At 43.2% G+C, this 10,643-nt stretch carries 7 protein-coding genes and 1 other RNA gene; 4 read left to right on the top strand and 4 right to left on the bottom strand.

Annotated elements, in window-relative coordinates; all coding sequences use genetic code 11:
• Positions 1 to 108 precede the first annotated feature (108 nt).
• Together QVO88_RS00595 and QVO88_RS00590 are read left to right on the top strand one after the other, a co-directional pair.
• Positions 109 to 1,008 carry a hypothetical protein gene (locus QVO88_RS00595; protein ID WP_022286591.1) on the top strand — a complete coding sequence of 300 codons (900 nt, stop codon included), beginning with the start codon at positions 109 to 111 and terminating at the stop codon, positions 1,006 to 1,008.
• Between the two features lie 186 nt (positions 1,009 to 1,194).
• Positions 1,195 to 1,821: a formate/nitrite transporter family protein gene (locus tag QVO88_RS00590; RefSeq protein WP_022286590.1), complete on the top strand. Its 627-nt coding sequence runs from the start codon at positions 1,195 to 1,197 to the stop codon at positions 1,819 to 1,821.
• A 399-nt stretch (positions 1,822 to 2,220) separates the two neighbouring features.
• On the opposite strand, the gene QVO88_RS00585 is transcribed toward QVO88_RS00590, so the two are convergent.
• Positions 2,221 to 3,588 (bottom strand): MATE family efflux transporter, encoded by a 1,368-nt coding sequence (locus QVO88_RS00585; protein WP_022286589.1) that lies wholly within the window; start codon positions 3,586 to 3,588, stop codon positions 2,221 to 2,223.
• Positions 3,589 to 3,804: 216 nt separating this feature from the next.
• Between QVO88_RS00585 and smpB the strand changes: the two genes are divergently transcribed.
• Together smpB and ssrA are read left to right on the top strand one after the other, a co-directional pair.
• Positions 3,805 to 4,272 (top strand): SsrA-binding protein SmpB, encoded by a 468-nt coding sequence (gene smpB / locus QVO88_RS00580; protein ID WP_022286588.1) that lies wholly within the window; start codon positions 3,805 to 3,807, stop codon positions 4,270 to 4,272.
• A 3-nt stretch (positions 4,273 to 4,275) separates the two neighbouring features.
• Positions 4,276 to 4,635, top strand: a transfer-messenger RNA (tmRNA) gene (ssrA, locus tag QVO88_RS00575).
• 353 nt (positions 4,636 to 4,988) lie between these two features.
• On the opposite strand, the gene QVO88_RS00570 is transcribed toward ssrA, so the two are convergent.
• From QVO88_RS00570 to QVO88_RS00560, 3 genes are all read right to left on the bottom strand, one after another.
• Positions 4,989 to 6,533, bottom strand: a complete 1,545-nt coding sequence (locus QVO88_RS00570; protein ID WP_022286587.1) for a cell wall metabolism sensor histidine kinase WalK — start codon at positions 6,531 to 6,533, stop codon at positions 4,989 to 4,991.
• Positions 6,517 to 7,191, bottom strand: a complete 675-nt coding sequence (locus tag QVO88_RS00565; protein WP_022286586.1) for a response regulator transcription factor — start codon at positions 7,189 to 7,191, stop codon at positions 6,517 to 6,519. Before QVO88_RS00565 ends, QVO88_RS00570 begins: the two co-directional genes overlap by 17 nt.
• A 386-nt stretch (positions 7,192 to 7,577) precedes the next feature.
• A complete protein-coding gene (locus tag QVO88_RS00560; RefSeq protein WP_022286584.1) occupies positions 7,578 to 10,505 on the bottom strand; it encodes an ABC transporter ATP-binding protein/permease in 2,928 nt (975 codons plus the stop codon).
• Positions 10,506 to 10,643 lie beyond the last annotated feature (138 nt).

Below are 10,643 nucleotides of genomic sequence, written 5' to 3'. Positions count from 1 at the left end.
AAATAGTCACACTGCCGTAATAGTCTGACCTATGAGCTTGTAAACAACGCACCCCTTTGACTTCCCACCCCCGCCATGCTATAATGATAAAAAAAGAGGTGACCCCACATGACCAATAAAGCATACTACCACCTGCCGGGGCTTTTCGAGTTTTATGACCTTTACGCCGCTTTCCTGCCCATATTCCGTGAGCATAGAGATTATTTCTATGACTGGTGCGAAATAGGCTCTGTCTATGGCGCACCTGCCGACTGTATATGGGGCGGCGGACGAGCAGGCTTCGGCGAACATTCTCCACGAGAAGTCCTCGACCTTATGAAAGAATATAACATCTCCTCACGGCTGACCTTCAGCAATTCCCTGCTAAGGGAAGAACACCTTTCAGACAAAAAGTGCAACGAGCTTTGCAGACTGTTTTCCCAAAGCCCGCCTCCACAAAATGGCGTGATAATATGCTCCGACCTGCTTCTTTCATATCTGAAAGAGAATTATCCCCACCTCTATTTTGTGTCCTCTACCACAAAAGTCCTCACCGAGTTTTCTCAGCTTGTAAACGAGCTTGATAATGACGATTTTTCCTATGTAGTCCCCGACTTTCGCCTAAACAAAGCCCTGGATAAACTCTCCGATCTCACCACTGAGCAGAAAAACAAGGTTGAGTTTCTTTGCAACGAGTGCTGTTATGTAGGCTGTGCAGACCGAAAAAACTGCTATGAAAACGTCAGCCGCAAAAATCTCGGTGAAAACTGCCCCGACCATGTTTGCAAAGCACCCAATGCCGCAGAGGGCTACCGCTTTTCAAAAGCCATGGAAAGCCCCACCTTTATCTGCATAGAGGATATCCAAAACACCTATCTCCCAATGGGATTTTCAAACTTCAAAATAGAGGGCAGAAGCCTTGGAAGCGCCCTGATACTTGAATTTCTGCTCTACTATATGACAAAACCCGAACATCAGCTAAAAGTCAGAGAGCAAATTTATCTTGACAGTATGCTTGACCTGTTCTGACTATTCTTCACATTGCATATCTCCCATATCACAAAAAATATGTCACAAAACTCATGTTACCCATGGCTTACTTGGAAACAAAAATCAAAATAAGTGTAAACAATGCCACTTTTTTGTTGAAACAGCCATTATAATATAGTATAATAACACAGTGCTTTGTCACAAAAAAGTTATAGGAGAATTTACATGAAGAAAATTATCGACATATTTCTGCGTTCTTTGCTCACAGGCGTGGCGATAGCCATAGGCGGAACAGTCTATCTTTCCTGCCCTAACAAATATCTGGGAGCGCTTCTTTTCGGCATTGGACTTTTCGTGATACTGTCCTTTGGCTTTGATCTCTTCACAGGAAAAGTCGGATATGCAGTTGAAAACAAACCCTCTTATCTCGGTGAGCTTGGCATAATATGGCTCGGCAATTTTGCAGGAGCCGTCCTCTCCGCCCTGCTTATTACCCAAACACGCATATCCACCATAAGCGACAAAGCCACAGAGCTTTGCAATATAAAGCTTGGGGATAATATCACAAACGTTTTTATCCTATCATTTTTCTGCGGAATACTTATGTTCGTTGCCGCAGACGGCTATAAAACTATCCAAAACCCTGTGGGACAGATACTTGCAATATTTCTCCCCGTTGTGGTCTTTATCCTCAGCGGCTTTGAACACTGCGTCGCTAATATGTATTTCTTTGCCATGGCAGACTTATGGAGCATTAAAGCCTTTGGCTACCTTATTATAATGTCCCTTGGAAACTCCATTGGCGGAATACTTATCCCCCTTCTGCGAAAAGGCTTTGTATCAAAAGCATGACGCCTATTTTTATAAGATTATGTAACACATAAAAAAAGATACCGCAGTTCAAAAAGAACTGCGGTAAAAAAATGACTTCTGCTCTCAGGAACACAGTAAAGGGGGTATTATGAAAAAAACAAATAAAACAAAGGAGTCAATAGTAAACATAAGATAACAAATAAAACACAATTTAATCAACTTAGAAGGAGTGTGCAGAAGTCTTTGTTCGTTCCTGATGTATGTATTATATCACACTAAAAACCATTTGTGGTAACTTTTTTTGGACAGTTGCGACTTTTTTCAAAAAAAATCTGCACTCCGAAAATCCTAAAGCTTTCAGAGTGCAGATTTATCTTTTTCTGTAGAGGCGAAAAGCGTTTGCCCCTTTCCACGTCTATCTGAATTGTCGCCTGTCTATCAAATAATATCCGCCCTGCGTTTACCTATCTGTGCAAACTCTTTGCGCCGTATGATAAAGTAAGCCACTGTTACGGCAGCGCCTGTTATCACCCAGGAAACAGGGTAAACTATCATGAGCATAAGATAGCTTCTGTGAGCCGCATAAATCGTGTTCACCCACACAAGCCTGAACACGCAGGTGCCAAGCACAGTTATGACCGCAGGTGTCATAGAGTGACCCATTCCCCTAAGACAGCCGCCCGATATTTCGTAAACGCCCGTAAGAAGCTCCAGCAGGCAAACTGACCACATTCTTATCATTGCGTAGTGTATAACGTTCTCGTCCGTTGAGAAGATCTGTATAAAAAGGTGTCTGCCAATAAGGAATATCATACTCAGCCCAAGACAGCTTGCAAGCCCGATAAAGGTGCAAAGCCTGTATATCTTTTTACAGCGTTCCTTATCCTGAGCCGCAAAATTCTGACTTGTAAAGGTGGTCGCCGTCTGAGCGAAAGCGTTTATCACAAAATATGCCATGAACTCAAAATTCTGTTCCGCTGTGCTTCCAGCGATACCGTCTGAACCGAAACTGTTTATCGCCGCCTGTATCACAACGTTTGACAGCGAGAAAACCATGCTCTGCAAACCAGCCGGCAAGCCTATCTTTATGATACCGAGGAGATATTTCCAGCGTATCCTGAGCTTTCTGAAATCAAGTCTTAGCATTTCCTCCTCGTGGGTAAGAAAGTAAAGTATCATGCAGGCACTGAAAAAGTTTGATATAACAGTTGCCGTTGCAACGCCTGCCACGCCCATTTTGAACACGATCACGAACACAAGGTTCAGAATAACATTTATAACGCCTGCGGTGATAAGAGCGTAAAGAGGTCTGGTGCTGTCGCCCTTGCTCCTAAGCACTGCCGAACCAAAGTCATATATCTCTATAAAAGGCATTGCAAAGAAGAATATCCTGAGATACAGCGTTGCAAGCTTTAAAACATCGTCAGGCACATTCATCATGCCAAGGAGTATCGGTGCAAGTATCTCGCCTACACCCAGTATGATAAATCCGCTTATGACCGCCAAAAGCACCACCGTATGTACAGCCTCGTTTGCCTTCTCTTTTCTCCCCTGACCTATAAGTCTGGCCACCACAACGTTTGCACCGACAGAAAGCCCCAGAAAAAGGCTTACAATAAGGTTCACCAATGAAGAATTGCTTCCAACCGCCGCCATGGCTTTGTCGCTGTCAAATCTGCCCACCACCGCAAGGTCAGCAGAGTTAAAAAGCTGTTGCAAAATACTTGACAATGCAAGGGGCAGTGCAAAAATAACGATCTTGCCCACAAGCGGACCGTTTAACATATCTATTTTCTTATTTTTCATACCAGATCTTCTCTCATCTTTCAACTAACTATTTCTCATACCTAATATTATATCACACCATCAAAGCTATTTCAATACCCGAATTTGCACATAAGCACACACAGAGATGTGTAAAAATCTAAACATTACGACCATTTGTACAATTTTTTGAACTCTTTGCCTGTTGACAAAGGCATGAAATGGTGTTATAATAATATTCCACGGGAGGTGAGCAGTATGGCGATAGACAAAAAAGGCACAAAGCAGATTGCCGATAACCGAAAGGCACGTCACGATTATTTCGTGCTTGAGCAGATCGAGTGCGGTATCGAGCTTGTGGGAACAGAGGTCAAGTCTATAAGGAATGGCGGCGTCAATCTGAAAGACAGTTGGTGTTCTATCGAGGACGGAGAGATGTGGGTCAAGGGTATGCACATATCCCCTTATGAACACGGCAATATTTTCAACCGTGATCCACGCCGGGAGAGAAAGCTGCTGCTCCACAAACGTGAGATACTGAGGCTGTTCGGAAAGGTACAGCAGGAGGGTCTTACGCTTATCCCGATGTCGCTATATTTCAAAGGCAGCAGAGTCAAGCTTGCACTTGGGCTTTGCAAAGGTAAAAAGCTTTATGACAAGCGTGACGACATGGCAAAGAAAGCCGCACAGCGTGACATAGAGCGTGCCATGAAAGAGCGAAACTAACATGGGGGTGTAAAGGTTTCGACGGGGGTTTTGAAGCACGATAAGCGAGTAGAGGAGCGCACACTCTTTAAACGGCGTACGTTTTAAAATTAGACGACAACGATAATTTTGAATTAGCTGCTGCTTAAGTCAGCGCTCGTCTTGCCTTAGAGTACCACGGCTTTGGTAAAGGCGTCGATCAGTGGTGAACGTTACAAAGCGACGGCTGTAGCCTTGTGATGTATCACAGCCTACCAAACACACAGGCGTGTCTGTTTGCCTTTGTGCAAGGGAATGGGAGTTTTCCGCAATAACAGAATACACTCGTAGAAGTTCGTGGGGATAGGCTTTCGGACAGGAGTTCGATTCTCCTCACCTCCACCAGCAGGGGCGTGCCCCTGCACCCAATCCGCTTTACTTTATGTAAGGCGGATTTTTTATTGCCGCTCATCAATTTTATCTAAAACCCAACCATTGTTTCGCCGTGGCGGGCATTTCCCATCAAGTGTTTTTGTAAACACACAAAGTCACCGCTGTGATAATTTGTGTGTCACTTTTACAAATTCAGGGGCGTGCCCCTGCACCCGATCCGCTTTACTTTATGTAAGGCGGTTTTTTTATTGCCGCTCATGGATCATTATTTATAAACCCAACTTTGTTATTTCACCATGGCAGACGCTGATATAATAAAAAAAGAGTGCATTACCACCTCAGATAATGCACTCTTATATTTTACTCTATTTTTCCTCCAGCCCGCTGAGCGAAAGCCTGCTCTCCATTTTCTGAACAGTCTTGCTCTCCTGCTTTGCGATCTTTGCTTCAAACCAGAAGGTCGAGCCTTTGCCCTCCTCCGATTGAACGCCGTATGCAAAGCCGTGGGCTTTGAGTATCTCCTGACAAATGGAAAGTCCAAGTCCTGTGCCTACCACGTCACGCTTTACCTTTGCGTCACGATAGTATCTGTCAAATATCTTAGGCAGAAGTTCCTTGGAAATGCCCTTTCCGTTGTCTGTTACTTCAATACGAACCACATCAGCCTTGTTTATCTGCTTGATACGAATGACCTTATTGTCACCCGTGTAGTTTATAGCGTTGTTTATAAAGTTGTAAATTACCTGATCAAGCTTTGCAATATCCGCCGTTATTATCCTGTCCTCATCAGGGATATACTTGATATCATAACCGTTTTGCTCTATGAGTATCTGATACCTCGTCATGCAGTCATTGAGCTTGTCAACAATAGAGAAGTCCGTGAGTTTAAGCTCCGCATTGCCCGACTCCAGCTTTGAAAGCTCCAGCAGATTATTTACCAGACTTGAAAGCCTGTCAGCCTCGTCGATAATGACTTGGATATGCTCCTGCCTCTTCACAGGATTATCCCCCGACAAGTCCCTTATCATTTCCGCATAAGCCTTCACCATAGTGAGCGGTGTTCTCAGGTCGTGAGATATGTTCGCAATAAGGTCTTTCCTAAGCTCCGATACCTTTTGTATCTCGTCCTTGGCATTGTTAAGCACCGTGGAAAGCTCCTCTATCTCACAATAGCCATGACCATTGAACTCCACCGTATAATCCCCTTCACCGAATTTCTTCGCCGTGTTCGTAATGTCAACGATAGGCTTTGAAAGTCGCTTTGAGATATACATAGTTACAATAAAAGCAAGCTCAAAAAGTATGATAGTGATATAAATGAGCTGTTCTCTTATAATGCTTACAGTAGAATCTATAGGCTCTATTGAGCTTTCAATAAAAAGATACGCCTGCTTATCCGAATCATCAGTGTAGATAGACGTGCAGTAAAATATCTCCTTGCTCTTGAAATTCTCATTCTGAGCAATTTTCGTGATGTAGTTATCGTCAGACTGCTTTAGCTGAGATATCATCTTGAAAAGTCCGATGCCATAGCCCTTGTTTATGACCTTGTTAAGATGCGAATATGCTCCCATGTTGTTTTCCATCACAATAGGATTGCCCATTTCGTCCGTTATAACAATGCAAAGGCTGTTGTCAAAAGCCAGCGAGCGGTTCGTTACCTCCTGCTGGTCAGTGCCATATGCTTGGATTATCTGATTTGCAGCGTCTGTGATATCTCTTATCTTCGCCGACTGATAATATCTTTCCAAGAAAAAATACTGAAAAAGCCAAATAAGAATAAGAATAAAAGCCGTGAAGAAGATAAAATACATCCACACATATGACCGCAGACTTCTTTTCGCCTTTATCTCCGCCGTCTTATTGCTGACTTTTTCCTTGACTTCTGCAAGCTTACTGGATCTTTTCAAACTTATATCCCATTCCTCTCAGAGTAACAATAAGATTGCGGTATTTTCCAAGGCTGTTTCTCAGCATTTTTATGTGAGTGTCCACAGTTCTGTCGTCACCGTAAAAATCAAAGCCCCATACCTCTTCAAGAAGCTTCTCTCTTGAAAGCGCAATGTTCATGTTCTTCACCAGATAGAAAAGCAGGTCATACTCTTTCGGAGTCATGGAAACCTTCTCCCCGTCTATCTTTACCTCACGGGCTGTAAAGTTTATCTCTAATCCCTCGTATCTTATAACGTCCTCAGTGCGCTGAGAAGCTGACGCACGGTTAAGCACCGCCCTTATCCTTGCCATAAGCTCCTTTGGCGAGAACGGTTTTACTACATAATCGTCAACGCCTATCTCAAAGCCGAAAAGCTTGTCATACTCCTCGCCCCTTGCGGAAAGCATTATAACAGGTATCTGCTTTATTTTTCTTATCTCCTTGCAAGCTGAATAGCCGTCAAGCTTCGGCATCATAACGTCCATTATGATGATATCGAAATCCTGATTTTTCACCATTTCCACAGCCTGCATACCGTCCTCAGCCTGAGCTACTTCATATCCCTCAAACTCGGCATACTCTTTGATTATCTCTCTTATTTTAATTTCGTCATCGACTACAAGAATTTTTGCCATAGTTATTCCCTCCTATTCAGGCAACACCGCACAAGAACCGCCTATTGGCTTTGCACGCAATCCTTTTGTGTTGCTGCCTTAATTCATATTCTTTGCTTATATAATAACCTATTATTGTGTAAAATTTGTGACGGTTTATAGAATATTCTAAGCCATACCGCACCAATTCACCAGAAAACTACTGCCCGCCAACCAAAATGGTATGACGGGCAGTAGTTTATATAGGAATTTGTTATGGGAATGTCAGAAAATCAGCAATGTCCCATCATAATGAGAGCCATAAGACAAAAACCTGTTACGATACAACTCATTGCGCCCATGATGTTGTCTATTTTTTCTGCTGTAAGCTTTTTCATAGTGATTACCTCCTTGGGGTCTAAAATAAACTATTCTGTTCTCAGTGCGATAACAGGGTCTTTCTTTGCCGCCACTCTTGACGGGAACAGACCTGCGATAAGCGTCAGGCAAACGCTTATTGCAATGAGTACAACTGCCGCACTGACAGGTATTGAAGCTCTTATCGGCACGTCCGTAAGATGTGCGATTATCATGTTTATCGGTATTGTGAGCAGATATGAGATAATTATTCCCAATGCACCTGCCACAAATCCCACGATAACTGTTTCGGCATTGAACACTCTTGATATATCCCTCTTTGAAGCACCTATACTTCTCAGAATACCTATCTCCTTTGTTCTTTCCAAAACTGAGATGTAGGTTATAATGCCTATCATGATAGATGATACCACAAGTGAAATTGCAACAAATGCAATAAGAACGTAGCCGATAGCGTTTATGATAGAGGTGATAGAACTCATCATAAGACCAACATAATCGGTGTATTCTATCTTGTCCTCTTCGCCGACACTGTCGTTGTAATCGTCGATAATATCTATTATCTTTTCCTTTGAAGCAAAGTCCACAGGATAGATATTTATGCTGTCAGGGTCTTCAACAACTGAATAACCAAGAGTTTTCATGTTGTTGTCATAGTTTGAAGTGGAATATTTTCCGCTGTTTGCAAGCTGATCCGCATTTGTGTCGGACTGTTCTTTGAGCATTTGCTTCATAAGCTCCAGTTGCTCGTCAGAAAGTGAAGCTATATACTTCTTCTGAGTTTCGGTAAGCGATGACATATCACCGCCCTGAATTGCTGACATATCCATTGAACCCATGGCATTCATGCCCATATCTGCAAGCTCGCCTGTATCGGAAGCACCGCTCTGCTCCATAAGAGCCTTATACTGCTCCTCAGTCATTCCCTCAGGTATCTCCATAGAGCTGTCGCCTGCCACCAAACCAGCCTTCTTATCTGTGTCGGAGTTGTCTGCTGTTTTGTCAGCCTTGCTTTCTGTATCGGCTGTGCTGTCGGAAACGGTTTCTGAACTGCTGTCTGTATCTGCCGCATTCTCATCCGTTTTGAACTTAAGTCCTGTGAAAACATCTATGTCAGGATTTGCTATCTGCTCTTTTACTATCTCGCTGTTATCTACTTCGTCGATAAGATATGTCATAAGGTCATGACGATAGCCTATCGCACCGCTTATGGAAGCAGAAGAAGCGTCCTCGTCAGGTCGCAGGATACCGACTACACTTATTTCTGTGCCATTTGCAACAGCCTTTTTCATGTAGCTCTCATCGCCTGTCATATCTTCCCACACACCGTCTTTTTTCTTATAGAAATCAGGTGTAGGAACGACCTTGAATTTCAGGTCAAGAAGCTCATCATAGGTGTAAACGTGCTGTTCGCTGTCAACGGATATATCCTCTCCTGCCATGGCACGTCTTACTATGCCGTTAAGTGAGCTTGGGTCGAGAAGTCCGAGAGAATAAAGCACATAGTCGTTTATCTCGTTGTTCTTATCAACTACAAGCACAACTTCGTTATATTTTTCAGGCAAACGTCCTGCGATAACGTCATACTGCTTGTCGATAAGCTCCTCATTATCTATCATTTCGCTCCATACGTCAGTACCCATGCCCATCATGCCACCCATTGAGCCACTCATGGACATTGCTTCCATCTGAGTTGAGGACATATATCCCATATCTTCAAGAAGCGTTGACGGATTGACCTGCATTACACCGCTGTCGCTCTCCGTGAAAACATTAAGTGTAGTGGCGTATGTGTACTGAACGTCGCTTGTAAGGTCTTTCAGGTCGCTGTTATCGTCAAGATATTTCTTGAACTTCTCCAGATTGTTGACCTTCGTTTCTTCCATGAGAGTGTTTATCATCTCGCCCATGGCATTCTGAGAATAGACCTTGTCTTTATCGTGGTTTGCTGAATCCTCATGGTTTTTCGCCATGGTGTTCATTATCTCACCTATACTTGCGGTGGTCTTTGTTATCTGAAGCGGATAGCTTGAAAGGGTATCAGACTGCACCTGATCTATATAAAGCTGAACACCGTTTGAGATAGAAAGAATAAGTGCGATACCGATTATACCAATAGAGCCTGCAAAAGAGGTAAGAAGCGTTCTTGCCTTTTTTGTCATAAGATTGTTTCGGCTCAAAGACAGCGCAGTAAGGAAGTTCATGGAAGTTTTAAGCTTTTTGCGCTCTTTCTTCGCCGCCTTTTTGTCAGCCTTTGTAGGCTCTTTTTCAGGCTTTTTGATAGGCTCAACAACATTCTTGTCAAGAGGGTCGGAATCATCTATGACCTTTCCGTCAAGAAGTTTGATTATTCTTGAAGAATATTTCATTGCAAGCTCAGGATTGTGCGTTACCATTATAATAAGCTTGTCCTTTGAAATGCTCTTCAAAAGCTCCATTATCTGAACACTTGTTTCAGTATCAAGCGCACCTGTAGGCTCGTCTGCAAGCAGAATGTCAGGCTCATTCACAAGCGCTCTTGCAATGGCAACTCTCTGCATCTGACCGCCTGACATCTGATTAGGCTTTTTGTGGAGCTGGTCGCCAAGACCCACCTGCTCGAGAGCCTTGACGGCTCTTTCACGTCTTTCTGACTTTGAAACACCTGAGAGGGTCAAAGCAAGCTCAACGTTTGAAAGCACTGTCTGGTGCGGTATAAGGTTATAGCTCTGGAACACGAAGCCTATGGAATGGTTTCTGTAGGAATCCCAGTCGCAATCCTTGAAATCCTTGGTAGATTTGCCGTTAATGTTAAGGTCACCGCTGGTATATCTATCAAGGCCGCCTATAATGTTCAAAAGAGTGGTTTTACCGCAGCCTGACGGGCCAAGGATAGAAACGAACTCATTCTCACGAAAATCAATGCTAACGCCTTTAAGGGCAGAAACGGTGGAATCACCAACGACATAATCTTTTTTTATGTCCTTTAAACTAAGCATATATATTCTCCTATTTTTGTTATTGTAAAGATATTATAATAGGGTTTTATAAACTCAGTTTAAACATAACACAGTTTTGGGTAAAAAAATTGTCGGAGGGGAGATTTAAGTGAGGAGTGAGGAATGAGAAATGAGAAA

The organism is Ruminococcus sp. CAG:57 (assembly GCF_000435935.1).
GTDB classification, from domain to species: Bacteria; Bacillota; Clostridia; order Oscillospirales; family Ruminococcaceae; genus Hominimerdicola; species Hominimerdicola aceti.
This window is presented reverse-complemented; position numbering and strand designations above follow the sequence as displayed.

Bases quoted from the DNA above. Each gene is read 5' to 3' on its own strand.
- QVO88_RS00565 (WP_022286586.1), bottom strand. From the start codon at position 7,191: ATGGCAAAAATTCTTGTAGTCGATGACGAAATTAAAATAAGAGAGATA.
- QVO88_RS00560 (WP_022286584.1), bottom strand. From the start codon at position 10,505: ATGCTTAGTTTAAAGGACATAAAAAAAGATTATGTCGTTGGTGATTCC.
- QVO88_RS00585 (WP_022286589.1), bottom strand. From the start codon at position 3,588: ATGAAAAATAAGAAAATAGATATGTTAAACGGTCCGCTTGTGGGCAAG.
- QVO88_RS00590 (WP_022286590.1), top strand. From the start codon at position 1,195: ATGAAGAAAATTATCGACATATTTCTGCGTTCTTTGCTCACAGGCGTG.
- smpB (WP_022286588.1), top strand. From the start codon at position 3,805: ATGGCGATAGACAAAAAAGGCACAAAGCAGATTGCCGATAACCGAAAG.
- QVO88_RS00595 (WP_022286591.1), top strand. From the start codon at position 109: ATGACCAATAAAGCATACTACCACCTGCCGGGGCTTTTCGAGTTTTAT.